This is a genomic window from Luteibacter pinisoli (genome assembly GCF_006385595.1).
GTDB lineage: Bacteria > Pseudomonadota > Gammaproteobacteria > Xanthomonadales > Rhodanobacteraceae > Luteibacter > Luteibacter pinisoli.
Map to the genome: position 1 here is coordinate 3,812,783 of NZ_CP041046.1, position 24,328 is coordinate 3,837,110.

At 67.7% G+C, this 24,328-nt stretch carries 19 protein-coding genes and 1 other RNA gene; 4 read left to right on the forward strand and 16 right to left on the reverse strand.

The window, feature by feature from the left end; all coding sequences use genetic code 11:
* Positions 1-2: 2 nt before the first annotated feature.
* The 8 genes from mraY to rnpB form a co-directional block, all read right to left on the reverse strand.
* Entirely contained in the window at positions 3-1,085 is a 1,083-nt protein-coding gene (mraY, locus tag FIV34_RS17395; protein WP_139984783.1) for a phospho-N-acetylmuramoyl-pentapeptide-transferase, read from the reverse strand.
* Entirely contained in the window at positions 1,075-2,442 is a 1,368-nt protein-coding gene (locus tag FIV34_RS17400) for a UDP-N-acetylmuramoyl-tripeptide--D-alanyl-D-alanine ligase (RefSeq protein WP_139984784.1), read from the reverse strand. Before FIV34_RS17400 ends, mraY begins: the two co-directional genes overlap by 11 nt.
* Positions 2,439-3,935, reverse strand: coding sequence for a UDP-N-acetylmuramoyl-L-alanyl-D-glutamate--2,6-diaminopimelate ligase (locus FIV34_RS17405; protein ID WP_139984785.1), 1,497 nt, complete (start codon positions 3,933-3,935; stop codon positions 2,439-2,441). The genes FIV34_RS17400 and FIV34_RS17405 overlap by 4 nt, the downstream gene beginning before the upstream one ends.
* A complete protein-coding gene (locus tag FIV34_RS17410) occupies positions 3,932-5,737 on the reverse strand; it encodes a peptidoglycan D,D-transpeptidase FtsI family protein (protein WP_246058663.1) in 1,806 nt (601 codons plus the stop codon). The genes FIV34_RS17405 and FIV34_RS17410 overlap by 4 nt, the downstream gene beginning before the upstream one ends.
* Positions 5,734-6,006, reverse strand: coding sequence for a cell division protein FtsL (ftsL, locus tag FIV34_RS17415; RefSeq protein WP_139984786.1), 273 nt, complete (start codon positions 6,004-6,006; stop codon positions 5,734-5,736). The genes FIV34_RS17410 and ftsL overlap by 4 nt, the downstream gene beginning before the upstream one ends.
* Entirely contained in the window at positions 6,003-6,926 is a 924-nt protein-coding gene (rsmH, locus tag FIV34_RS17420; RefSeq protein WP_139984787.1) for a 16S rRNA (cytosine(1402)-N(4))-methyltransferase RsmH, read from the reverse strand. Before rsmH ends, ftsL begins: the two co-directional genes overlap by 4 nt.
* 56 nt (positions 6,927-6,982) lie before the next feature.
* On the reverse strand, positions 6,983-7,429 hold the full coding sequence (gene mraZ, locus FIV34_RS17425) for a division/cell wall cluster transcriptional repressor MraZ (protein WP_139984788.1): 447 nt from the start codon (positions 7,427-7,429) through the stop codon (positions 6,983-6,985).
* Positions 7,430-7,746: 317 nt separating this feature from the next.
* An RNA gene (gene rnpB, locus FIV34_RS17430) (RNase P RNA component class A) lies at positions 7,747-8,112 on the reverse strand.
* A 57-nt stretch (positions 8,113-8,169) separates the two neighbouring features.
* Between rnpB and rsmI the strand changes: the two genes are divergently transcribed.
* The 3 genes from rsmI to FIV34_RS17445 all read left to right on the forward strand — a co-directional run bounded on the left by rsmI (position 8,170) and on the right by FIV34_RS17445 (position 11,305).
* The gene (gene rsmI / locus FIV34_RS17435; RefSeq protein ID WP_139984789.1) at positions 8,170-8,997 is read left to right on the forward strand and encodes a 16S rRNA (cytidine(1402)-2'-O)-methyltransferase; all 828 of its coding nucleotides are present in this window, start codon (positions 8,170-8,172) and stop codon (positions 8,995-8,997) included.
* 95 nt (positions 8,998-9,092) lie between these two features.
* Positions 9,093-10,898, forward strand: a complete 1,806-nt coding sequence (locus FIV34_RS17440) for a penicillin-binding protein activator (protein ID WP_139984790.1) — start codon at positions 9,093-9,095, stop codon at positions 10,896-10,898.
* A 35-nt stretch (positions 10,899-10,933) separates the two neighbouring features.
* The gene (locus tag FIV34_RS17445; protein ID WP_139984791.1) at positions 10,934-11,305 is read left to right on the forward strand and encodes a YraN family protein; all 372 of its coding nucleotides are present in this window, start codon (positions 10,934-10,936) and stop codon (positions 11,303-11,305) included.
* An 8-nt stretch (positions 11,306-11,313) separates the two neighbouring features.
* Here FIV34_RS17445 and FIV34_RS17450 read toward each other — a convergent pair whose 3' ends face one another.
* The 3 genes from FIV34_RS17450 to FIV34_RS17460 form a co-directional block, all read right to left on the reverse strand.
* Positions 11,314-11,988, reverse strand: a complete 675-nt coding sequence (locus tag FIV34_RS17450; RefSeq protein WP_246058664.1) for an HAD family hydrolase — start codon at positions 11,986-11,988, stop codon at positions 11,314-11,316.
* 90 nt (positions 11,989-12,078) lie between these two features.
* Positions 12,079-14,823, reverse strand: coding sequence for a putative bifunctional diguanylate cyclase/phosphodiesterase (locus FIV34_RS17455; RefSeq protein WP_139984793.1), 2,745 nt, complete (start codon positions 14,821-14,823; stop codon positions 12,079-12,081).
* A 59-nt stretch (positions 14,824-14,882) separates the two neighbouring features.
* Positions 14,883-15,659 carry an iron-containing redox enzyme family protein gene (locus tag FIV34_RS17460; protein ID WP_139984794.1) on the reverse strand — a complete coding sequence of 259 codons (777 nt, stop codon included), beginning with the start codon at positions 15,657-15,659 and terminating at the stop codon, positions 14,883-14,885.
* Between the two features lie 194 nt (positions 15,660-15,853).
* Between FIV34_RS17460 and FIV34_RS17465 the strand changes: the two genes are divergently transcribed.
* The gene (locus tag FIV34_RS17465; protein WP_139984795.1) at positions 15,854-17,902 is read left to right on the forward strand and encodes a M13 family metallopeptidase; all 2,049 of its coding nucleotides are present in this window, start codon (positions 15,854-15,856) and stop codon (positions 17,900-17,902) included.
* A 16-nt stretch (positions 17,903-17,918) separates the two neighbouring features.
* Here the strand turns inward: FIV34_RS17465 and FIV34_RS17470 are convergent, their stop codons facing one another.
* From FIV34_RS17470 to FIV34_RS17490, 5 genes are read right to left on the reverse strand one after another with little or no spacing between them, the layout of a single operon-like run.
* Positions 17,919-18,647, reverse strand: a complete 729-nt coding sequence (locus FIV34_RS17470) for an ABC transporter permease (protein WP_211352654.1) — start codon at positions 18,645-18,647, stop codon at positions 17,919-17,921.
* Positions 18,644-19,561: an ABC transporter ATP-binding protein gene (locus tag FIV34_RS17475; RefSeq protein WP_139984796.1), complete on the reverse strand. Its 918-nt coding sequence runs from the start codon at positions 19,559-19,561 to the stop codon at positions 18,644-18,646. The genes FIV34_RS17470 and FIV34_RS17475 overlap by 4 nt, the downstream gene beginning before the upstream one ends.
* A complete protein-coding gene (locus FIV34_RS17480; RefSeq protein WP_139984797.1) occupies positions 19,558-20,673 on the reverse strand; it encodes an ABC transporter permease in 1,116 nt (371 codons plus the stop codon). The genes FIV34_RS17475 and FIV34_RS17480 overlap by 4 nt, the downstream gene beginning before the upstream one ends.
* Positions 20,670-21,572 carry a glycine betaine ABC transporter substrate-binding protein OsmF gene (gene osmF, locus FIV34_RS17485; RefSeq protein WP_211352655.1) on the reverse strand — a complete coding sequence of 301 codons (903 nt, stop codon included), beginning with the start codon at positions 21,570-21,572 and terminating at the stop codon, positions 20,670-20,672. Before osmF ends, FIV34_RS17480 begins: the two co-directional genes overlap by 4 nt.
* A 42-nt stretch (positions 21,573-21,614) precedes the next feature.
* A complete protein-coding gene (locus FIV34_RS17490; protein WP_139984798.1) occupies positions 21,615-24,215 on the reverse strand; it encodes a glycoside hydrolase family 31 protein in 2,601 nt (866 codons plus the stop codon).
* Positions 24,216-24,328: the final 113 nt, after the last annotated feature.

Genomic DNA, 24,328 nt, shown 5'->3' on the forward strand with positions numbered 1-24,328 from the left:
TCTTAGCGCACCTTCAGGGTAGCGAGGCCAATAAGCACCAGCACGACGCTGATGATCCAGAAACGCACGATGACCCGCGGTTCGGGCCAGCCTTTCAGTTCGAAGTGGTGGTGGATGGGGGCCATGCGGAAAATCCGCTTGCCGCGCAGCTTGAAGCTGCCCACCTGCAACATCACCGAGGCGGTTTCCATCACGAACACGCCGCCCATCACCAGCAGCACGATTTCCTGGCGCACGATGAGGGCCACGCAGCCGAGCGCGGCGCCGATGGCCAGCGCGCCCACATCACCCATGAACACCTGGGCCGGGTACGTGTTGAACCAGAGGAAGCCGAGGCCGGCACCGGCCAGCGCGCTGCAGAAGATCGCCAGCTCGCCCGCACCGGGGATCGACGGGATGCCGAGGTATTCGGAGAACAGCTTGTTGCCGGCCAGGTAGGCAAAGATGCCCAGCGCGCCGGACACCAGCACGCTCGGCATGATCGCCAGGCCGTCCAGGCCGTCGGTGAGGTTCACTGCGTTGGAGAAGCCGACGATGATGAAGTAGCCGATCACCACGAACATCAGGCCCAGCGGCAGCGCCACCTGCTTGAACAGCGGCACGTACAGCGCGGTCTCGGCCGGCAGCTGGTGCGTGTAGTACAGGAACAGCGCAGCGCCCAGGCCGAACACGGACTGCCAGAAGTACTTCCAGCGGCTGGCGAGGCCACGGCTGTCCTTCAGCACCAGCTTGCGGTAATCGTCGTAGAAGCCGATCGCGCCGAAGGCCAGCGTCACCACCAGCACCACCCACACGTAGCGGTTGCCGAGGTCGGCCCACAGCAGGGTGGAAATGCCGATGGCGAACAGGATCAGCGTGCCGCCCATGGTCGGCGTGCCGGCCTTGGAAAGGTGAGTCTGCGGGCCATCGCTGCGCACCACCTGGCCGGCCTTCAGCGCCGCCAGCTTGCGGATCATGGCCGGGCCCAGCAGCAGCGACACGGACAGCGCGGTGAGCGCCGCCATGATCGCGCGGAAGGTGATGTATTGGAAAAGATGCAGCGACGTGAAGTGCCGAGCCATCCATTCCGCCAGTTCAAGCAGCATGGGATGCTCCTTCAGCGTACGACTTCATCGCCGCGACCACCCGCTCCATGCCAGACGATCGCGACCCTTTCACCAGGACCGTGACGCCCTCGTGGATCTGCGCACACGCGGCCTCGATGAGGGCTTCCTGCGTGGCGAAATGTTGCGCGCCGGCGCCATAGGCGTCGACGGCGGCGGCGCTCTTCACGCCGACGGCGAGCAGGCGCTCGATGCCGCGCTTGTGCGCAAGCGCACCGATGCTGGCGTGCAGTGCCAGCGTGTCCGCGCCCAGTTCGGCCATGTCACCCATCACCAGCCAGCGCTCGCCGCGGGCCAGGGCCAGCGTGTCGATGGCGGCGGCCGCGGAACCCGGGTTGGCGTTGTAGCTGTCGTCGATCAGGGTCCAGCCGCCCGGCATCGGCTCCAGGTTCAGGCGGCCCGGCACGTGCGGCACGTTCGACAGGCCATCGACGATGGTTTCCACCGGCACGTCCAGCGCCACCGCGATCGCGGCGGCCGCCAGGGCGTTGGCCACGTTGTGGCGGCCGGCCAGCGGCAACTGCACGTCGCCGTCGCCGTGCGGCGTGCTCAGCACGAAGTGCGTGCCGTCGATGCGCTCTTCGATGATGTCCGCGCCGATGTCCGCGCGATGCTCCAGGCCGTAGCTCAGCACGCGGCGGGTACCGGCCAGCCCGGCGAAGAACATGGCAAAACGCTGGTCGTCCACGTTGATGATGGCCACGCCGTCCGCGGGCAGCGAGGTGTACAGCGCGCCCTTGGTTTCAGCGACGCCTTCGATCGTGCCCATGCGCTCAAGATGCGCGGCGGCGATGGAATTGACGAGGCCAATATCGGGCCGTGCGATGGCGGCCAGGTAATCGATGTCGCCCGGCTTGCCCGCGCCCATCTCGAGCACGGCGTACTCGGTGTCTTCCGGCATGGCCAGCAGCGTGAGCGGCATGCCGATCTCGTTGTTGTAGTTACCGGCGTTGACGTGCGTGCGGCCGTGGCGCGACAGGATGGACGTGGTGAGCGTTTTCACCGTGGTCTTGCCGTTCGAGCCGGTGATGCCGATCACCCGCACCTTGTTGTTCTGTGCCCGCACGGAACTGGCGAGGTCGCCCAGCGCCAGCTGCGTGTCATTGACGATCACCTGCGGGATATCCACGGCCACCGGGTGGGTGACCAGCGCGGCGACAGCGCCCTTTTCCGCGGCGGCGGCGACGTAGTCATGCCCATCGACATGCTCGCCCGGCAGCGCGACGAACAGGTCGCCCTGCTTCAGCTTGCGCGTATCGATGGCGAAACCGGTGACGTCGGCATCGGCGCCATGCAGGCGGCCGCGAGTCCACAGGGCGACGGCGGAGAGACGCATCATGCGCGTGCTCCCTTGCCGCTGCCGGCCATGGCTTCCTGCGCCACGGCGAGGTCGTCGAAGGGACGCTTGCCCTCCGGGCCTTCCTGGTAAGTCTCGTGACCCTTGCCGGCGATCAGCACCACGTCGTCGGCCTTGGCCGAGGCGAGTGCCATGGCAATCGCCTTCGCGCGGTCGCGCTCGATCTTCACGGTGTCCGCGTGGACGAAGCCCGTGACGATCTGCGCGACGATGGCGTCGCCGTCTTCGCTGCGCGGGTTGTCGTCGGTGACGATCACCGTATCCGACAGGCGCTCGGCGATACCGGCCATGATCGGGCGCTTGCCCGTGTCACGGTCGCCGCCCGCGCCAAACACGCAGATCAGCTTGCCCTTGGTGTGCGAGCGCAGCGCCAGCAGCGCCTGCTTCAGCGCATCGGGCGTATGCGAGTAATCGACCACCACCAGCGGCTTCTTGCCGTCGCCGCCGAGGCGGCTCATGCGGCCGTTCACCGGTTGCAGGGATTCCAGCGCGGCGTGGATGCGCTCGAACGGCTCGCCCAGCGCGCCCAGCACCGCGGCGACCGCCAGCAGGTTGGCGACATTGAAGCGGCCGAGCAGCGCGCTGCGCACGGTGCGCATGCCCCACGGCGTGGTCAGGTTGAAGGACAGGCCCTTCGCCGAGGTGACGATGATGTCCGCGCGCACTTCCGCGTCCTTGTCGGTGGCCTCGTGGGCCATCGACGTGCGCAGCTTCTGCACGCCCTCGGGCAGGCCCTTGGCCAGCTTCGCGCCAAAGGCGTCGTCCACGTTGATCACGGCGGCCTTCAGGCCATCGAAGGCGAACAGCCGGGCTTTCGCCGCGCCGTAGGCTTCCATGGTGCCGTGGTAATCGAGGTGGTCGCGGGTGAGGTTGGTGAACACCGCCACGTCAAAGGCGATCGCGTTCACCCGGCCCTGCTCCAGCGCGTGCGAGGAGACTTCCATCGCCACGTGGGTCGCGCCGGCATCGCGGAAACCGGCGAACAGGCCCTGCATGCTGATGGCGTCGGGCGTGGTGCGCTCGCCTTCGACGATCGCGCCATGCATGCCGGCACCCAGCGTGCCCACGCTCGCCGGCTTCTTGCCGAGGAAGGCAAGGGCCTGGGCGATCAGCTGGACGGTGGACGTCTTGCCGTTGGTGCCGGTAACGCCGATCACGTCCAGCGCGCGGGTGGGCTCGCCATGGAAGCGGGCGGCGATGCTGCCGGTGTGCTCGCGCAGGTCTTTCACTGTGACCACGGGCACGCCCGGGTCGGCCGCGTCGAACGGGCCTTCGGCCAGGATCACGGCCGCGCCGTTCTCCACGGCCTTCGCCGCGAAGTCCATGCCGTGGCCCTTGCCGCCACGCAGCGCCACGAAGGCATCGCCGGCGGTGATCTCGCGCGAATCCAGCGAGAGGCCGGAAACGACGATTTCGCCGGCACCCTGGGCGTCGGCGAAACCATTCAGAAGTTCGTTGAGGCTCATCGTGCTCATGGCACCACCTCTTCCGCCGCACTGTCGTCGGCGGCCGGTGGCGCATTGGTTGTGCCGATCATCCCGCCCTGGCTCGGGCCGCCGGCGTACCAGCGGCCGACGTTGTCGGGCGGAATATCGAGGAGTCGGACGGCGCCGGTCATGACGTTGGCGAACGCGGGGCCTGCCACCGAACCACCGTAGTAGTGGGCGCCCTGCGGATCGTTGATCACCACGACCGTCACCACGCGCGGCGCGCTCGCCGGGATCATGCCCGCGAACAGCGACACGTAGTTGCGGGCGGTGTAACCGCCCACGGAATTCTTCTTCGACGTACCGGTCTTGCCGGCGACGCTGTAGTTGGCCACGGAGGCGAAACCGAAACCGGTGCCGCCCGGGGCCAGCACCGTCTCCAGCATGGCGACGATGTTGTGCGCCACTTCCGGCGTGATCACCTGGTTGGGCGGGTTGTCCGCGCCCTTGATGAAGCTCGGCGCGCGGTACGCACCACCGTTGGCGATGGCCGCGTAACCCGTGGCCAGCTGCAGCGGGGTCACGTTGAGGTTGTAGCCGTAGGCCAGGCGCGACTTCTCGATCGGCTTCCAGGTACGGCCCACCGGCAGGTAGCCCGAGGCTTCGCCGGGGAAACCGCTGCCCGTGCTGTTGCCGAGGCCAAACGACTTGTACATGCCGTAGAGGAAGTCGGTATCCAGCGACATGCCGATCTTGGCGGCGCCGACGTTGGACGACTTGGTGATGACGCCCGTCGGGGTCAGCGTGCCCCAGTTATGCGTGTCATGCACCGGCTTGCCGCCCACCACCCACGTACCCGGCGACGTTTCGATCAACGGCGCCGTCGGGGTGTACTTGCCGCTGGTGAGCGCGGCCGCCATCGTGAAGGCCTTCATCGTCGAACCGGGCTCGACGACGTCGGTGACGGCGCGATTGCGGCGCTCGGACGGGCTGCTGCCGCGCACGGCATTCGGGTTGAACGCCGGCAGGTTGGCCATGCCCAGCACTTCGCCGGTATGCACGTCCATCACGACGATGGAGCCGGAATCGGCCTTGTTGATTTCCAGCGCGGACTTCAGCGCGCTGTACGCCAGGTACTGGATGCGGCGGTCGATCGACAGCGTGAGGTCGCGGCCCGGCTGCGGCGCGCGCACCAGTTCCACGTCTTCCACGACGTGGCCCATGCGGTCGCGGATGACGCGCTTGGCACCCGGCTTGCCGGCGAGCCACGAATCAAACGCCAGCTCCAGGCCTTCCTGGCCGTGGTCGTCGATGTTGGTGAAGCCGAGGATATGGCTGTTCACCGCACCGGACGGGTAATAGCGGCGGTACTCGCGCTGCGAGTTAATGCCCGGGATCTTCAGGTCCATGATCGCCTGCGCGTCTTCCGGACGCATCTGGCGGGTGATGTACATGAATTCCTTGTCGGCGCGCTGCTCGATCTTCTGCTTCAGGTCCTCGGCATCCACGTGCAGGGCCCTGGCCAGGTCCGGGATGCGGTCGGCGTTCTCGAGCAGTTCCGGCGGGTTCGCCCAGATGGAGGCCACCGGCGTGGACACCGCGAGCGGCTCGCCGTTGCGGTCGAAGATGGTGCCGCGGGAGACGGCGATCGGCATTTCGCGCAGGAAGCGCGCGTCACCCTGGTCCTGGTAGAACTGCTTGCGCACCACCTGCAGGTCGAACGCGCGCACGAGCAGGCCCGAGGCGGCCACGCACAGCACGGCCACCATCACGGTCATGCGCTTGCGCGGGCTCGGGCCCTGGCCGCGGCGGCGGCTGGGGACGGCGAGCTTGCCCGGGCGCGCCCTCATCGACGCACCAGCTGGATGTCCTGCGGCTTCGGCGGCACCATGCCGAGCTTCTCGCGCGCATCGCCATCGATGCGGCTGGGCTCGGCGTAAGTGGCCTGCTCGAGTTCGAGGCGGCCGTACTCCACGCCGATATCATCCTTCTGCGTCTGCAGGCGGGAGAGTTCGACGAAGAGCACGCGGCTCTCGTGACGCGTCCACACCACGCCGATCGCGCTGCCGATGACGGCCAGCAGGAGCAGGGTGAGGCAGATCGCGCCAAAGGTCTTCATGCAAGCTTCTCCGCGATGCGCAGCACGGCGGAGCGCGAACGCGGGTTCGCGGACACTTCGGCATCGGAAGCGAACAGGGCCTTGCCGACCGGCTTCAGGCGGGCCAGCTTCGCTTCGGCCGGCGGGCCACGGCGGCTGCCCTGCACACGACCTTCGTGCGAGCGGATGAACTGCTTGACGATGCGGTCTTCCAGCGAGTGGAAGCTGATGACGGCGAGGCGGCCGCCGACACTGAGGCGTTCCAGCGCGGCGTCGAGGCCGGCTTCCACCGATTCCAGCTCGGCGTTCACGCGGATGCGCAGCGCCTGGAAGGTGCGGGTGGCGGGATTCTTGCCGGGCTCGCGGCGGCCGACGCAACCGGCCACCAGCGCGGCGAGGTCGCCGGTGCGGGTGATCGGGGTGGTGGCGCGGCGCTCGACGATGGTCTTGGCGATGCGGCGGCTGAAGCGCTCTTCGCCAAACTTCCAGAGCACGTCGGCGATGTCGGCTTCGTCGGCATCACGCAGGAAATCCGCCGCGCTGATGCCGCGCGTGGTGTCCATGCGCATGTCCAGCGGCGCATCGTTCATGAAACTGAAACCGCGGCTCGCGTCATCCAGCTGCGGCGAGGAGACGCCGAGATCGAGCAGGATGCCGTCGAGGCCACCGTCAAGCGCGTCCCATTCGCCCATCGTGGCGAAGTTGTCGTGGCGCAGGCTGACGCGCGGGTCGGTGGCCAGGCCGGCTTCGGCCACGGCAATCGCGGTGGGGTCGCGGTCCATCAGGAACAGGCGGCCTTCCGGCGACAGGCGCGCGAGGATCGCCGCTGCGTGACCGCCGCGGCCAAACGTTCCGTCGAGATAGCGCCCGTTCTCGCGCACGGCGAGGCCCTCCACCACTTCATCGAGCATCACTGGGATGTGCACATCGCGCCCCGCCATCGCCACATCCCACTCCCGTTACCCGTACTGCCAAAATCAAAATCGAAGGTGTGCTGTTACAACCGCAGTTCCGCCATGTCGTCGCTGATGTCTTCCTCGTTGATCGTCTGGCGGATCTTCGCGAGGTGGGCCTGTTCGCTCCAAAGCTCGAACTTGTTGCCCATGCCGAGTAACACGGCCTTTTTCTCAATCCCCGCGGCTGCACGCTGGCTGGCTGGCAGGAGGATGCGTGCCGCACCGTCGGGTTCGACGATGGCGGCGGCGCCCACCAGCTTCATCTGCAGGTTGCGGTGCACGGCTTTTACGGTCGGAAGCTGGTTGACGTCGTTGCGTACCCGTTCCCATTCCTCGTAAGGAAAGATCCACAGGCAACCGGTTTCGAAGGGGTTGTACGTCAGCACCAGGCGGTTTCCGCAGGCGTCAGCCACCTGATCCCGATACGAGGTCGGAATCGTCAGACGACCTTTGTCGTCGACCGTGATGGCTGTCTCACCTTGGAACATGTCTGGATGCCCGCCCCACCAAATCCCACGAATTCACACTGGGGCCCACGATAGTCTCGGGTACTGAGACTGTCAAGGAATTTTTCCTTGTGAATCAGAGAGAAAGCTCCTGTTCATCACCAATTCCAGCCATTTCTGAGCAATCTACGGAAGGTGGTTGAATCGCGGGCATTTTTTGATTTTTGCGAGCACGACATCAGGCGGCAGCTGATGGGGAAATCAGGCCGCGTGACTGAATTCACATTCACAGGAAGGGAAAGATGTCGCACACGAGGTGCGCTTCTTCGGAGAAGAAAGCGCACCTCGTGGCGAAGAGAAGTTGGAGTCGGCCTGTAAGCCGGGTTCTGTGCGCCTTGCGGCGTAGCAGTCATTCTTCTCGGCCTGGCGTCACCACCAGGCTCTAGCAACCTACCCGGGGACGACACGGGCCGCGTCATAGTCCCCTTATTTGGTCTTGCTCCGGGTGGGGTTTACCGTGCCGTGCGACGTTAGCCCCGCACGCGGTGCGCTCTTACCGCACCCTTTCACCCTTACCTGATCCCCTTGCGGGGCCATCGGCGGTCTGCTCTCTGTTGCACTGGCCGTCAGCTCACGCTGCCCAGGCGTTACCTGGCACCCTGCCCTGTGGAGCCCGGACTTTCCTCGACGCGCACAAGGCGCGACGCGACTGCCCGGCCGACTCCACCGCCGATTATACAGTGCCCCGCTACAATCGGCCTCTTTTCCACCGAATCCCACCCATGGCCCTCCCCCGCACCGGCACCCTGCACATCGTCGCCACGCCCATCGGCAACCGCGATGACATCAGCGCGCGGGCCATCGCCACGCTGCGCCAGGTGGCCGTGATTGCCGCCGAAGACACCCGGCACACGCGGCCGCTCCTTCAACACCTGGGCATCGATACCCCGCTGGTGGCCCTGCACGACCACAACGAGCGCACCGCCGTGGACGGCCTGGTGGAGCGCATGCGTCATGGCGACGACGTGGCCCTGGTGTCCGACGCCGGCACCCCGCTGATCAGCGACCCGGGCTTCCGCCTCGTCCGCGCCGCGCGCCAGGCAAGCCTGAAAGTCAGCCCCGTGCCGGGCGCCAGCGCCGTCATCGCCGCACTGTCCGTGGCCGGCCTGCCCAGCGACCGCTTCATCTTCGAGGGTTTCCTCCCCGCCAAGGGCGGTGCCCGCAAGGCCCGCCTGGCCGAGCTGGCCGGCGAATCGCGCACGCTTATCTTCTATGAGTCGTCGCATCGCATCCTGGAATGCCTCGAGGACATGCGCGAGGTCTTCGGCGTTGACCGCGAAGCCGTCATGGCCCGTGAACTCACCAAGCTGTTCGAAACCGTGCTCGGCGCGCCACTGGGCGAACTCGTGGGCCTGGTCGCGGCAGACCCGAACCAGGAGAAAGGCGAGTTCGTGGTGATGGTGGCCGGGCGCGAAGCCGGCGAAGACGAACGCATCGCCGAAGGGCTGCGGGTGTTCGGCATCCTTAAGGAAGAGCTGCCACCGGCCAAGGCCGCAAAGATGGCCGCCGCGATCACCGGCGCGCCACGCAAGGCGCTCTACGGCGCCTGACCGGGCCGGGCTCACACCGGCCTCGCGAAACGATGGGCTATGATCCCCTCGTTTCGGCGCCGGGCAGGCGCCTTTGCACCCCAAAGGAATTTGCGATGCGATCGATCCGCGCCACCGCCCTGTGCCTTCTCATCAGCGCCGCCCTCGCCGGCTGCGTGACCCAGGGCGGCTCGCGTCCCGAAGCCCACACGCCGTCGGGCGATGCCACCCAGGCGGCGCAGGCGCTGTACACCCGCGGCCAGTTTGAGCAGGCGGCGCAGGCCTACCTTGCCCTCGCCCAGCAGGATCCGGACCACCGCGACTACTACAAGCTGCTCGCGGCCGAGGCCTACCGGCAGGAAGGCGCGCTGGACCGCGCGGCCCCGACCATCACCGACGTGCGCCGCTCGCACCTGGAAGGCGAAGACGCGCTGCGCTTCGATGCCCTGCGTGCCGAAATCGCCCTGAAGAACAACGACGCGAAAACCGCGCTGTCGCTCACCGGCAAGCCCACCTCGCGCGTTTCCCCGCAGATCGACCAGCGCCTGGCCGAACTGCGCGCCCGTGCCCAGGTGGCCGCCGGCGATCCGTGGAGCGCCGCGCAGACCCGCGTGGAACTGGACGGCCAGCTGCGCGGGCTGGATCGCGAACAGAACCGCAAGGAAATCGTCACCCTGCTGACCGGCATGGGCAGCGCCGACCTCACCGCCCGCGGCAGTGCGCTTGGCGCGAACGACCCGATGCGTCCGTGGGTCACCGAGGCCCAGGCACAGCTCGGCAACGTCAGCCGCGCCCCCGCCGTGCTCGACCAGGCCGTGGGCACCGTCACCGGTGACCAGGGCGTGCGCGAAGGTTACAAGGTGCCGGACAAGGTGGCCTTGCTGCTGCCGCTCTCCGGCCCGCTGGCCGGTGCCGGCGCCGCCATCCGCGATGGCTTCTTCGCCCACTACGTGGATTCCGCGCACGCCAACGCGCCGCGCCCGGAAGTGGTGGTGTACGACGCCGGCAACGATGCCGCGCACGCTGTCGCCGCGTATGACAAGGCCGTGGCCGAAGGTGCCCGCTTCGTCGTCGGCCCGCTGAACCGCGAAGGCGTCTCGGCCATCTTCGCCAAGGGCGCCCTGCCCGCGCCGATGCTCACCCTGAACTACCCCAGCGACGGCAAGAGCCTGCCGCCGGCCGGTGCCAACGAGTTCGGCCTGCTGCCGGAAACCGAAGGCGCCCAGGTGGCGGACCACATGGCCGACAAGGGCATGAAGACGGCCACGGTGATTGTCTCCACCGACGACTTCGCCCGCCGCGCCGGCAACGCCTTCAAGGCCGAATGGCAGGCGCGCGGCGGCACGCTCGCCAGCCAGGTCACCCTCGATGCCAACAGCATCGATTTCGCCTCGCAGCTCTCCGAGCCCACCGACCAGGACCCGGCCACCAGCGGCGTCTTCATCAGCATGAAGCCGCAGCAGGCCCGCCTGCTGATCCCGCAGCTGCGCCTGGCCAAGGACAACCTGCCGGTGTTCGCCACCTCGCACGTCTATTCCGGCGGCGACGACGCCACGGCCGACCGCGACCTCGAAGGCGTGGAGTTCTGCGACGCGCCGTGGCTGTTCGACGCCCAGCCGGGCCTGCCGCGCCGCGCCGACCTGGCCAGTGCCATCCCGTCCACGCGCGGTGTCGCCGCGCGCCTGTTTGCCTTCGGCATGGATGCATGGGGCCTGGTGCCGTACATCGACTGGATGCGCGGCCACGCCGGCAGCTACCTGCCCGGCGCCACGGGCCAGCTCGTCGCCGATGAGTTCGGCCGGGTGCGTCGCGTACTCATCTGGGCGCGATTCGCTGACGGCGTCGCCCACCCGGTGGCGGGTAGCCTTGAACTCGAAGCGCCGGCCACCGCGCCGACCGTGGAGAACGGCGGCGGCGGTTAATCACCCCACCAGCCCCGGCGCGGAAAGGAGTCCGCGTGCAAGAGAAAGCCCCCAGGAAAACCCCGCGCCGCGTCACCGGAGACCACTTCGAAGACGCGGCGCGTTCGTTTCTGGAACACCGTGGCCTGCGCTTCGTGCGCGCCAATTTCCTCTGCCGGCTTGGCGAGCTGGATCTCGTCATGCGCGACGGCGAGGTACTGGTGTTCGTGGAAGTGCGCTACCGGCGCAGCGCCGCGTTCGGCGGCGCGCTCGGCTCCATCACCGCACGGAAGCGCCAGCGCATCATCAGCGCCGCGCAGGTGTGGATGCGCGCCAACCCGTGGGATGCGCAGCGGCCGTGCCGCTTCGACGTCGTGGCGTTTGAAGGCGACGACGTCGAGTGGATCCGGGCCGCGTTTGATGCGTGACGCCGCGATCAGGCCGCGGCGAGGAACGCCTCGCGACTGAGCATCGCCAGTTCGCCCACGCCATTGACCGTGATATCCGGCGGCGTCTCTTCCAGCTCCCTGCCCGCGGCGGCGGCGTAATGCCCCTGCTTCACGAACACGGTGGTGACGCGATCGGCTATCAGCTTCTTCATCGCCACCAGGATGCGCGGCTTGTCGTCCACCATCACGTAGTGATCGGCGGGATAGGCCTTCTGCATGTCGTCGAGCATCTCTTCCTTGTGCACGTAGATCAGCACGTCGCCGCGGAACGCATCCCACAGGCCGGCGCGGCGGATCTTGCGCGGCTGGAACACGGTATCGCCGTCGGACATGATCACCGGCCGGCCCAGGGTGCGCAGGTGGTCCAGCGCCTCGAACACGCCGGGGAAGCGGCGCTCGTCGAACGGGTAATCCAGCAGGAAGAAACTCATCTGCATGAAATCCGGGCTGCTCTGCGTGCCGCGCAGGCGCTGGAGCACCCCGAGGTAATCGGCGTAACCGACCTGCGAGCGAATCTCCTTATCAATCGCGTTGTAGCGGTCGCGGCCTTCGGTGCCGAAGCGGTGTTCCAGCTGCGCGGCGAGGTCGGCGCTGAAACGGTCGTTGTCGATCAGGGTGTTATCGACATCGAACAGGAAGACGATGGGGTCGTGGGTGGACACGGAGGATCCTTGCACGGGGACGTTGGCCGGATATATGGGGACGGCCAGCGTGAACCACAGGGCCCGGCGGTGTCTTGTAGGAGCGGGCGATCAGGCGCGGTGGGGCGGGACCACGCTGAGGCGCTTGGTCACGCTGGCGCCGGGGCGCGGGGCCAGCAGGCGGGCGATGTCTTCGGGCGAGACCGGGCGGGAATACAGGTAGCCCTGCCCTTCCTGGCAGCCGGCCTTGAGCAGGAACTCGTGCTGCGATTCCGTCTCGATGCCCTCGGCGATCGTATGCAGGCCCAGGCTGCGCGCGATGGCCACCATCGCCTCGGTAATCGCCACGTCATTGCCGCTGGCCGGCAGGCCGGTGACGAAGCTGCGGTCGATCTTCAGGTAGGCCACCGCCGGCAGCTTCAGGTACGCCAGCGAGGAATAGCCGGTGCCGAAGTCGTCGATGGCCACGGCCACGCCGAGGTTATGCAGCGCCAGCATGGCCCGCTCGGTGTCCTCGCCCATGCGCAGGATCGCACTCTCGGTGAGTTCCACCAGCAGCCGCTTCGGCGAGACGCCGCTGGCCAGCAAGGCCTGGCCCACGCTCGCAAGAAAATCCGGATGACTGAACGAACCGGCGGAGACATTCACCGCCATGCGCAACGACGGCAGGCGCGCGTCGTCCCACAGGCGCAGCTGCTCGCACGCGCGCTGCAGCACCCACTGGTCGATCTGCCGGATCAGGCCAAGGCTCTCGGCGATCGGGATGAATTCATCCGGCGGCACCAGCCCGCGCTCGGGGTGCTGCCAGCGGATCAGCGCTTCCACGGCCACGATGCGGCCGGTCTTCATTTCCACGCTGGGCTGGTACACCAGGTGGAATTCCTGGCGCTGCAGGGCCTGACGCAGCTCGCTCGCCAGCTTCAGGCGGCGGCGCGCATCGGCATGCATCTTGGGTGTGTAGAAGCGCAGCGCGTTGCGCTCTTCCATCTTCGCCACGTACATCGCCGCATCGGCGTTGGCGATGAGGGTCACGGCATCGTTGCCATCCAGCGGGTAGCCGGCGATGCCGATGCTGGCGGAGACGAAGAGTTCGTAATCGCCAAGGTCGAACGGGCGGGCCATGGCGGAGAGCAAGGCCTCGGCCACCACCAGCGCTTCCTCGCGCGAACGCAGGTCGGAGAGCAGCACGGTGAATTCGTCGCCACCGATGCGGCCGGCCACGTCGTTCGGCGACAGCAGCGCGCGAATCCGTTCGGCCACGCGCATCAGCAGCGCATCGCCGGTGGCGTGGCTGTAGCTGTCGTTCACCACCTTGAACGCGTCGAGGTCGAGGAACAGCACGGCCGCGGCACCGCGCGCGTGCGCCGCGCGGGTTATCGCCTCGGCGCAACGGCGCTCGAACTCCGAACGCGTGACCAGGCCGGTCAGCGGATCGTGCGTGGCCATGTGCTGCAGGCGCTGGCGGTCCGCCTTGCGCGTGGTGATGTCCGAGACCACCGCGACGTAATGCTGCGGGCGCCCGTCCTGGCCGCGGATGCTGCTGATGCTCATCAGCTCGGCATACACGCTGCCATCGGCGCGGCGGCTTTCCACCTCGCCCAGCCAGTTGTCGCCCGCGGCAATCTCGTCCCACAGCGACTGCGGCAGCGGCCGCCCGTCGGGCAGCGTGCGCGTGGCGTCGAGGCGGTTGTTGCGCAGCGTGTGCAGCGGGATGCCGGTGAGCTTCTGGTGCGCGGCGTTGGCCGTGGTCACGCGGCGGTCGGCGTCGGCGATGATCACGCCCTCGGCGATGCTGGCCAGCGCCTCGGCGGCGATCTTGCGTTCCTGCTCCATGGCCACGCGGTCCGAGATGTCGCGGACGATGGCCTGGCAGACCTGCTGCTGGCCCCACACCACGAGGCTGCTCTGGGTTTCCACCGGGCGCGTGGTGCCGTCGGACGAGCGCAGCAGGCCCACGCCCGAATGGGCGGAGCCTTCCAGGAACAGGCGCGACAGCGGCAGGCCGATCAGGTCGTGGCGCTCGCAGCCTACCCACGCGGCGGCGCGGTGGTTCGCATCGAGGATGGCGCCGGTGGCTTCGTCCACCATGAAGATGGCATCCGCCGCACTGTCGAACAGCAGGCTGTAGCGCTCCTCGGTGCCGCGGATGCCGGCGAGGATGCGCCGGGCGAAACGCACCCACAGCAGGGCGGCCAGCAAGGCCACGGCGGTAACGGTGAAGAACAGCACGCGGCCCAGCCAGGACGCGCCATTGGCGATATCCAGCGAGAAGGCCTTCGCGCGCGGTTCGATATATCGGTTGAGCTCGGCGATGTGCTCGCGTTCGCGGTCGATCGCCGCCGCGTCCATCGTGCCGGTCTGGTAGGCGTGCTCGAGGCGGTCGCCGGTGTCCTCGAGCTCGGCCAGGCTCGTGTCCACCGAGCGCCATTCCGCCACGGCTTCACGCACGTAGGGCATGGCACTGAAATGGGCAAAGATGAAGACCATGCCGGGGATGGCTTCGGGGATCACCCCGCCGCGGGCAAAGGCATCTTCCACTTCGCGTTGTTCGTAGTCGCCACTGGCAATCGCGTCGCGCGCCCAGCGGTCGGCCATCAGTACCGTAAAATTACTGCGAAAACTTTCGAGGTCCGCCGGGCGGCCGTGCGCGGCATAGGCGTCCAGGTCAATCACGGACTGCTTCTGCGCCTTGGACCAAAGACTCTCGCCGTTGAGGAAACCGGCGAGAGTCACCTGGGTCTGCACCGCCACCCAGGTCAGGGCCAGCACCACCACCGCGCCTGCCACAAGCGCGTACGCCAGGGGCCGGAGGCGCCTGGTGAGCGGTTGCAGGTGAGTTGCCTCAACGCGATGCATCGGTAACTGGATTCCCGTTCCTGGAGTGAGTGTGCATTAGATCAAAGGCAAGTTGCGAGTTACGCAGCCACCTCCCGCAACGTGCGATAGGTGCCAGCCACGTCCATGCAGCGGTCCAGTGTAATGGCCATGCTGACGTAACTGCGGCGGACGCACTCCTTGATGTGCTCTACCTGGTCCACCGGCGGGTTGGTGCCCAGGAGGGAGCACACGATTTCAAGCGCCTCCCACGGATGGGTATCGTCATAAGCGGCGTGAAGCTGAAGCCACCGGAGGCCGGCTTTACGGCCCTGATTCGGCAAGCTCTCCGCGTACTCCTTGCTTTCATAGACAATTTGCGACCAATCACCGGTCGCCCCTTCCACCGCATAGTTGGTCGCGGCGATGCCGGCAGCCAGCGAATCGTGCCGGCTGACCTCCTCGCACCAGTCCGCCAGGGCCTGCGAGCCCTTGGGCGGCTGGCCATTCAGCACCTCCTCCCGGGACACCCCTGCCGACTCCGCCCAGTTCAGCCAGTACTCCGCGTGGTTCTGTTCCACGCGGATATTGCGCACCAGCCAGCGCCGGGCCAGGTCGTCGCCGGGGCTACGGCCAAAGCGGGTCTTCAACAGGCTATGCGCCATGTATCCGGGGAAACGCTCGATCACCGGCCACACACCCACCATGAAGTTACGGGTGGCTTCCGGGTCGAGCTTTGCCGCGATCATCAGATCCCACATGTCGTGGCTGACGATGGCCCGCCGTGCATCCTCACAGGACGACACCATGTCCTGTGCCCAGAGCGGATAGCTGTTGATGTCCATCTGCGGGCCGGTCAGTTCAAAACGTGCATTCATGTCGATCTCCCTAAAGATCATCTGCCAAGTGAAGGTCAGGGCGAGCCCGGGCGACCCGCGGCCCGCCCATTCCGGCCCCATTGCGGGCGCCGGAGTGTCATTAGGGCATAACCCTGTAGGCCATACGTCATGGGCGCGGCGGAGCCCGCGCGGGCTTATCGTGGGCGCCGTTCCTCCCAAAAAGGGCTGCACGCATGAAATCCACGATCCTCGCCGCGGCCATCGCCTGCGGCCTCGCCAGCACCGGCGCCCTCGCCGCCGGTGCCCCGTCCGGTATCGACCTGAAGGGCATCGACCACGCCGTGCAGCCCGGCGACGACTTCAACGCCTACGCCAATGGCACCTGGCTGAAGACGGCAGAGATTCCGGCCGACCGCTCCAGCACCGGCGTCTTCCTGGTGGTGTTCCAGAAGGCCGAGCAGCGCAACGCCGACCTGATCAAGGCCGCCGGCACCGGCAACCCGGCCGCGGGCAGCAATCAGCGCCTGATCGCCGACTACTACAAGGCCTACATGGACGAGGCGGCCATCGAGAAGGCCGGCATCAAGCCGCTGCAGCCCGCCCTCGACAAGATCGCCGCCATCAAGGACCGCAAGGCCCTCTCCTCGGCCCTCGGCGCCCAGCTGCGCGCGGACGTGGACCCGATCAACGCCACCAAGCTGGAGACCGAGCACCTGCTCGGCCTGTTCGTGGCCCAGGGCCTGGAAGACCCCTCGAAGAACGTGCCCTACCTGCTGCAGGGCGGCCTGGGCATGCCCAACCGCGACTACTACCTGAAGACCGACAAGGACATGGTCGAGGCCCGGACCAAGTACGCCGCCTACGTGCAGGCCGTGCTCGCCGCCGCCGGCGACAAGGACGCCGCCACGGAAGCCAAGGCCATCGTCGCCCTGGAAACCAAGCTCGCCGAGGCCCAGGCCTCCATCGTCGACAGCGAAGACGTGCACAAGGCCAACAACCCGTGGCCGCGCACCGCCTTCGCCAGCAAAGCCCCGGGCATGGACTGGGATGCCTACTTCAGCGCCGCCGGCCTGCAGGCCCAGCCCACCTTCGTGGTCTGGCAGCCGGCCACGGTCACCAAGTTCGCCGCCCTCGTCGGCAGCGAGCCGCTGGACACGTGGAAAGCCTGGCTGCGCTTCCACACCATCAACGAGGGCGCGAACGGCCTGATCGGCAAGCAGTTCGACGACCTCTCGTTCGACTTCTACGGCAAGACCCTCACCGGCACCCCGAAGCAGCGCGACCGCTGGAAGCGCGGCGTGGGTCGGGTCAACGGCGACCTCGGCGACGCCGTGGGCCAGATCTACGTCAAGGACTACTTCCCGGCCTCGTCGCGCGCGGAAGTGCAGGACATGGTGAAGAACATCCTGAAGGCCTTCGACGACCGCGTCGGCCAGCTGGAATGGATGACCCCCGCCACCCGCGAGAAGGCCAAGGCCAAGATCGCCACCATCAAGGTGGGCGTGGGCTACCCGGACACCTGGCGCGACTACTCCAAGCTCGAGATCAAGCCGGACGACGCCGTGGGCAACCACCAGCGCGCCGTGTACGCCGAGTACCAGCACCAGGTGGCGAAGCTGGGCAAGCCGGTGGACCGCGACGAGTGGTGGATGACCCCGCAGACGGTGAACGCGGTGAACCTGCCGCTACAGAACGCGCTGAACTTCCCGGCCGCCATCCTCGAAGCCCCGTTCTTCGATCCGAAGGCCGATGCCGCCTCGAACTACGGTTCGATCGGCGCGGTGATCGGCCACGAGATCAGCCACAGCTTCGACAACCTCGGCGCCGAGTTCGACGCCCAGGGCCGCCTGTCCAACTGGTGGACGGACGCCGATCAGAAGCATTTCAAGGAAGCCGGCCAGCGCCTGGTCGAGCAGTTCAACGCGTACGAAGCCCTGCCCGGCCTGCATGTGAACGGCCAGCAGACCCTCGGCGAGAACATCGCCGACGTCTCCGGCCTGACCATCGCCTACGCGGCGTACAAGAACAGCCTGGGCGGCAAGCCGGCCCCGGTCATCGACGGCCTCACCGGCGACCAGCGCTTCTTCCTCGCCTTCGCCCAGAGCTGGCGTGAGAAGACCCGCGACGCCGCCCTGCGTGCACAGGTGGTCGGCGACGTCCACGCACCGGGCAACTTCCGCGCGCAGACCGTCCGCAACCTGGATCCCTGGTACGACGCGTTCAAGCCCAAGGAAGGCCAGAAGCTGTACCTCGACCCGAAGCAGCGCGTCAAAATCTGGTAAGCCTCACGACACCGGGTCAGGCGTGTTTCCTGATCCGGTGTTCGACCAGGCCAAGCAGGCCATCGACAGACAAGGCCAGGGCGCCGACCAGCAAGGCGCCCTGCACGACGTAAGCGGTGTTATTGCCGACAAGCCCTTCGACAATCGGCGCCCCCAACGTCGCAGCCCCCACGGCCGAACCAATCGTCGCCGTACCCACGCTGACAATCGCCGATAGCCGCACGCCGGCCATGATCGGCCCCGCCGCGAGCGGCAACTCCACGTCCCACAAGCGTCGCCAGCGCCCGTAGCCCATGCCATCGGCGGCATGCAGCGCGCTGGCCGGCACCTGGTCGAGGCCGGCCACGGTCTGGCCGAGCACGGGCAACACACCGTAGAGCGACAGCGCCAGCAGCGTCGGTGCCGCGCCGAAGCCAAGCAAGGGCACGGCGATGGCCAGCACGGCCACGGGCGGGAACGTCTGGCCGATCACGGCCACCGCACGCACGGTGGGCAGGAGCGAGCGGCCCGCGGGTCGCGTGGCGAGAATGCCCAGCGTCAGCCCGACGACGACCGCTATTCCAGTGGCAATGGCCACCAGCAGCGCATGCGAGAACGCCAGCGCGGTAAACGAGGTGCGCCAGTACAACGGGTGGGAAAGGTCCGGCATCCACGCGTGGAAAAGCGGCGCGGCGTGCGGCAGGACGACCAGCAGCACGACGAGCACCGCCAGCGGTAACCCGGCCCTGGCCTGCGTGGCCGTCACGGCTTCCTCGCCACGATATCCGCCAGCAGCACGGCGCCGCCGCCTTCCACGGCGAGGCGATCGCGCCGCTGCGCCAGCATGGCCCCGAGCGCTTCCTGCAACGTGGCGTCGGGCGCAATCGCCTCGCCATCAGCGTGTTCATCGCGCCGCATCGTTTCACGCACGCAGCGCACCGCCAGCTCACGCAGGTAGGCACGCGTGCCTCCCACAAACTCGCTTACCCGCTCATTGGCCGGCTCACGGATGAGTTCCAGCGGCGTGCCGACCTGGGCAAGGCGTCCGTCGAGCATCAGGCCCACGCGATCGCCCAGGCGGAACGCTTCATCCATGTCGTGCGTGACGAACAACATGGCCGTGCCGGTATCGCGCTGGATGGACTTGACGCTGGCCTGTAGCGACTCGCGAGTCAGTGGATCCAGCGCACCGAACGGTTCGTCCATCAACACGATCTTCGGCCGCGCGGCCAGCGCGCGCGCCACGCCGACGCGCTGCGCCTGGCCACCGGATAGCGTATCCGGGTAGCGCCCGGCCATGCCGGGCTCGTCGAGCTTCAGCAAGGCGATGAGTTCCGCCACGCGCGCGTCGATCTCTTGCGCCGCCCAGCCGAGCAGGCGCGGCACGGTACCGATGTTCTCGGCCACCGTGCGGTGCGGGAACAGGCCCACGGACTGGATGGCGTAGCCGATGCCCCGGCGCAGCGTCTCGATCGGCTGGGTCGACACGTCCTTGCCGTCCACGAGCACGCGGCCGCTGTCGATGTGCGTCAGCCGGTTTACCGTGCGCAGCAGCGTGGACTTGCCCGAGCCCGACGGCCCGACGAGGACGAAGAACTCGCCATCCGCCACGCGCAGCGAGAGGTCTTCGATGACGACGTGCTCGCCGAAGGCCTTGCGGACGTGTTCGAACTCGATCATGCGCGGCGCCCGGTAAGAGCCATCAGGCCCTGGAAAAGAAGATCAGCAGCGAGGGCCAGCATGATGATCGCCAGCGTCCCGAGCAACACCATGTCCGTCGCGCCCTGGCCGATGCCGAGGAAGACGAAGCGGCCCAGCCCGCCGGCGCCGATGAGCGCCGCCACGGCGGCGAGGCCAATGGTCTGCACCGCGACGATGCGCAGGCCGGCCAGCAACACCGGCCAGCCCAGCGGCAGCTGCACGCGCCACAGCACCTGGCCGCGGGTCATGCCGAGGCCACGGGCGGCTTCGCGCGTGTCCGGCGGCACGGCCTCGAGGCCGGTGACGGTGTAGCGGACCACAGGCAGCAGCGCATACAGCACCAGCGCGAATACCGCCGGTGCCGCACCCGTGCCGCCGAAGCCCAGCGCCCCCAGCGCCGGCCACTGCCGGGCCAGCCAGGCGAACGGGCCGATCAGCAGGGCGAACAGCGCCAGCGAAGGCACGGTCTGCAGGAACGCGAGCACACCGACCAGCGTGCCGCCGGCCTTGCGCGCGCGCCAGGCCAGATAACCCAGCGGCGCACCGATGCCAAGGGCGATGGCCAGCGTCACCAGCGACAGGGTGATGTGCGTCGCCAGCGCATCGCTGAAGGCGCCGCGCTGGGCCTGCCATTCGCGCACCAGGGCGATGCTGTTGAAGGCGCCGGCCAGTGCGCCGCCGATCAGCACGGCCGCGATCAGCACCCAGCACGCGGTGCGCCAGGCGATGCGCAGGTGGCGCAGGCGGTCGAGGAGCAGCAAGGCGGCGGCAAGCCACATCGTCCAGAAGCCCGCGCCGAGCTGGATGCGGGTGGTCGGTGCCGCGTGCTGGAGCAGCAGCGTCGCGTCATGGCCGGCGAGGAACGGCAGCCCGAGCGTCAGCGTCAGAGCCATCACGGCACCGCCGCGATACACACCCGCCGCCGCGGTCAGCAGCCAGAGCAGCGTGAGAAGCCACACATGCGGGCTCGCCGGGTGACCGCTAAGCAACCGGTTCGGCGCGACATGCAGGAAGGCCATCGCCACCGTCGCCATCAGCCCGACGACGCACAAGACGATCACCGGCAGGCGCCCTGCTCGTTGCCCGGTCATTTGAGCAGTCCTTCGCTGCGCAGGTAATCTGCGGCCACCTTCGAGGCGTCTTCGCCATCGATCTGCGTGCGTGCATTCATCGCACGCAGGCGCTCCACGGTGAGCGGTGCGAAGGCGGCGTCCAGCGCGCCGCGCATGGCGGGATACTCTTTCAACACGGCGTCGCGCACCACCGGCGCCGGCTGGTAGACCATCTCCACATGCTTCGGATCGTCCAGCACGACGAGGCCGGTGACGGCGATCGCTCCATCGGTGGAGTAGACCATGCTCGCGTTCACGCCCGAGGTGCCTTCGGCGGCGGCCTTGATCGTGGCCGAGGTATCGCCGCCGGCGAGCACCAGCAGCTGCTCGCCACGCAGGGTGAAACCATACGCTTTCTGGAACGCAGGCAACGCGGCGTCGCTCTCGACGAATTCCGCCGAGCCGGCCAGCAGCACGTCGCCGCCGCCGTTCGCCCAGCGCGCAAAATCCGCCAGCGACTGCAGGTGGTTCGCTGCCGCGACGTCCTTGCGCACGCCGATCGCCCAGTGGTTATCGGCCGGCGCGGGATGCAGCCAGGTCACGTGGTTCACGGTGTCCAGCTGCGCGGCCAGCGCATACGCCTTCGCCGCATCGCGATAAGCGGCGTCGTTTTCCCGGTGGAAGAAGAACGCCGCGTTGCCGGTGTATTCCGGATACACATCCAGATCCCCGCCCAGCAGCGCGCGACGCACGATCGACGTGGGTCCCAGTTGCGTGTGGTCCACGACCGGGATGCCGGCGTGCTTCAACACCTGCAATACCACCTGGCCGAGGAAGGCCCCCTCGTTGTCCGCCTTCGAGCCCACCCGCACCGCGTCGCCCGCATGGGCGTCCAGCGCACACACCATCAAAACCACGACCACAATGTAGGAGCGCACCCTGTGCGCGACATCTTTCGCGACACCCCCCATAGCCAAGCGCTAGCGCCCCAACAAATCAGCAAACATCTGCTTGAACGCATCATCGATCGGCGTGGCATTCACGCTCGCCGGCAAGCCCTTGAAGCGCTCCTCGAACTCCGACACGCCCTCGGAGAAGCGCGCCGCGCGGCCCATGTCGTCGCCCTCCTCCACCGCATACGCCAGAACCCGCGCGGCCTGGCCGGCGAGATCGACGTCGTCCGGCAACGCCGAGATATCGCCCCACACCTGCTTCAGGTAATGCACCGCTTCACCCGCGCGGCGCATGCGATGGAGCAATCCGCGTGGAATCGCGTGCTCGGGGGCGAAGCGCGCCACGATGTCCTGCGGGCGGCTCACCAGCTTCGAGCCGAGGTCGATGCGAATGCATAGCCACGCCGTGTCGAACAACCAGGTGCGCGGCGCCGGCTCGGCGCTGTACGGCAGGACCTCGCCGTTCACTTCCACGCTTTCCGGGATGCCCGCATCCAGCAGCTCCACCACGTAGCGTCGGGTGCTCGGCCGGCCGGTGTAATCGCCGTCCATCGCATCGATATGCACGCGGTGCGCGCGGTCGCCGCGGCGGCTGCGCACGCAGGTGCGCGCGAATTCGCCGCGCTGGTAGCCCTGCGACCGGCCGTCATCGTCGTACAGCGACGTCGAGCCCTCGTCACCCGGGAACACCTGCAGGATCAGTTCGTCCGGCACGGTGGAGAGGTTGCGCATCCCTTCGGGATACAGCGGCACCACGCTGCCCGGCCGCACGAAGATCGGGATCTCTTCCAGCGTGTACGAGCGCTCCAGCACGCCGCCGCCATCGTAGGCTTCGGCACCATCGCGGCTGTACCACAGGCCCGGCGGCAGCCAGACGGGGAACTTTGCCGTGCCGTCCGCACCCACCGGCGTCGTCACCGGCGCCACCAGCACATCGTTGCCAAACATGTACTGCGCGGGGTGCGTATAGGCTTCCTCGTGCTCCGGCCAGTGGTAGTACATCGGCCGCACCAGCGACATGCCGGTGTCGTAGGCATCGCGCGCGGCGCCATAGATGTACGGCGCCAGCTGGTAGCGCAGGCGGATCGCCGCGAACACCGCGTCGCCATACGGCGGGCCGAAGTGCCACGGCTCCTTGTGCAGGCTGGCTTCCTTCGCCGAGTGCGTGCGCAGCACCGGCGAGAACACGCCCAGCTGCATCCATCGCGCATACAGCTCCGGCTCCAGGTGGCGCTCCGGACGCGGGATCTCCTTGCGGAAGGTGTGCCCGCCGATGTCGTGGCTCCAGTAGCCGTACAGCACGTTCGACGCCATGGCGGTGAAATGCGGCTGGAAGGCCAGCGAGTTCCAGCCGATGACGCTGTCGCCGGAAAAACCAATCGGGTAACGGTGGTTACCCAGCCCACCCCAGCGGTGGTAGATCAGGCCACGGCGGTCGTCGTCGCGCTGCATCTCGGTGAAGAACACATGGTTGAGCCACCACGTGTTCGACAGGCCGGGGAACTTCTTCGATTCCTTCCACTGCTGCCAGTCCAGCCACCAGAAGTCCACGCCCTCCTTTTCCAGCGGGTGCAGGATGGTGTCGAACAGCGCACGCATGTATGGCTGCGACGCGCCTTCAAAGGGAATGGGCGCATTCGTCGAGGTATCCCACGACAGCGCCTTCGCCATCGCGTCGTACTTCTCCTCGTGCGGCATCACGCCCGAGGCCGGATGCAGGTTCAGCGTGACGTGCAGGTTCTCGCCACGCGCCCAGCGCATGAAGGCCTTCGGGTGCGGGAACAGGCTGCGGTTGAAGGTGTAGCCGGTCCAGCCGGACTGCTCGCCGAACTCGTCGTGGTGTTCGTGGCCCGGGCGCAGGGAGAGGCCCGGCGTGGTGTGCCAGTCCATGTCCAGCACCAGCACGTCCAGCGGGATGCGCTCTTTCTCGAAGCGCGCGCCGAGGGTGCGCAGCTCCTCGTCGGAGTAGTTCCAGTAGCGCGACCACCAGTAGCCGAACACAAAGCGCGGCGGGATCGGCTGCGGGCCGGAGATGGCCGCGAAGTCCGAGAGCGCGGCGCGGAAGTCGTGGCCATAGCCGAAGAAGTACCAGTCCTGGCGCTCGCCGCCCGGCACCTCGGACACCCAGCCATCGTCGCCGATGCCGAAGCCCTGGGTGTCGTCGACCAGGTGCCAGCCGTCGCGGGCGATCAGGCCTTCTTCCAGGGGCAGCTTGCTGCCGTCGGTCCAGGTGTCGCCGTCGTAGCGGTCCAGTGTGCGGTAGGTGCCCCCGAGGTTCTGCTTCTGGACGTCCCCGGGGTGCCAGGTGGACTCCAGGCCGGGGCCGCGGACCACGATGGACAGGTTGTCGGCCGTGAAACGGCCCGTGTCCTTGGTGTAGCGCAGGCGGAGCAGGCCCGTATCCACCTCGATGGTGGTGTCGTCCTCCTCGATATGGAAAGGCGGCACATCCAGGGCCCGGTGGACCACCACCTGGGTGCGGATATCGCGAAAGCTCCCGTCCTCGCTCCACTCCAGGCGGATCAGCCGGGGGGTGAGTACCGTGAACCGCGCCGGGCCGCGCTCTATCGTGGCTTCGGGCCATGCGGCGGCGCCCGGCAAGGGCTGGCGGTCGTTCGTCGCTTCCATGGGCGCGGGGACCCCTTCATCAACCAGAGGTGAACCAGTATGACGCGTTGCCGCATGGAGTGCTGGTGAAGGCGTGCGATTGACGCGGATTTGGCGATTCGTGCACTGAGGGG

What these genes read in the sequence shown, in the direction of transcription:
- mraY (WP_139984783.1), bottom strand. Translation starts at nt 1,085, where the DNA reads ATGCTGCTTGAACTGGCGGAATGGATGGCTCGGCACTTCACGTCGCTG.
- FIV34_RS17400 (WP_139984784.1), bottom strand. Translation starts at nt 2,442, where the DNA reads ATGATGCGTCTCTCCGCCGTCGCCCTGTGGACTCGCGGCCGCCTGCAT.
- FIV34_RS17405 (WP_139984785.1), bottom strand. Translation starts at nt 3,935, where the DNA reads ATGAGCACGATGAGCCTCAACGAACTTCTGAATGGTTTCGCCGACGCC.
- FIV34_RS17410 (WP_246058663.1), bottom strand. Translation starts at nt 5,737, where the DNA reads ATGAGGGCGCGCCCGGGCAAGCTCGCCGTCCCCAGCCGCCGCCGCGGC.
- ftsL (WP_139984786.1), bottom strand. Translation starts at nt 6,006, where the DNA reads ATGAAGACCTTTGGCGCGATCTGCCTCACCCTGCTCCTGCTGGCCGTC.
- rsmH (WP_139984787.1), bottom strand. Translation starts at nt 6,926, where the DNA reads ATGGCGGGGCGCGATGTGCACATCCCAGTGATGCTCGATGAAGTGGTG.
- mraZ (WP_139984788.1), bottom strand. Translation starts at nt 7,429, where the DNA reads ATGTTCCAAGGTGAGACAGCCATCACGGTCGACGACAAAGGTCGTCTG.
- rsmI (WP_139984789.1), top strand. Translation starts at nt 8,170, where the DNA reads ATGGCCCTCCCCCGCACCGGCACCCTGCACATCGTCGCCACGCCCATC.
- FIV34_RS17440 (WP_139984790.1), top strand. Translation starts at nt 9,093, where the DNA reads ATGCGATCGATCCGCGCCACCGCCCTGTGCCTTCTCATCAGCGCCGCC.
- FIV34_RS17455 (WP_139984793.1), bottom strand. Translation starts at nt 14,823, where the DNA reads ATGCATCGCGTTGAGGCAACTCACCTGCAACCGCTCACCAGGCGCCTC.
- FIV34_RS17460 (WP_139984794.1), bottom strand. Translation starts at nt 15,659, where the DNA reads ATGAATGCACGTTTTGAACTGACCGGCCCGCAGATGGACATCAACAGC.
- FIV34_RS17465 (WP_139984795.1), top strand. Translation starts at nt 15,854, where the DNA reads ATGAAATCCACGATCCTCGCCGCGGCCATCGCCTGCGGCCTCGCCAGC.
- FIV34_RS17475 (WP_139984796.1), bottom strand. Translation starts at nt 19,561, where the DNA reads ATGATCGAGTTCGAACACGTCCGCAAGGCCTTCGGCGAGCACGTCGTC.
- FIV34_RS17480 (WP_139984797.1), bottom strand. Translation starts at nt 20,673, where the DNA reads ATGACCGGGCAACGAGCAGGGCGCCTGCCGGTGATCGTCTTGTGCGTC.
- FIV34_RS17490 (WP_139984798.1), bottom strand. Translation starts at nt 24,215, where the DNA reads ATGGAAGCGACGAACGACCGCCAGCCCTTGCCGGGCGCCGCCGCATGG.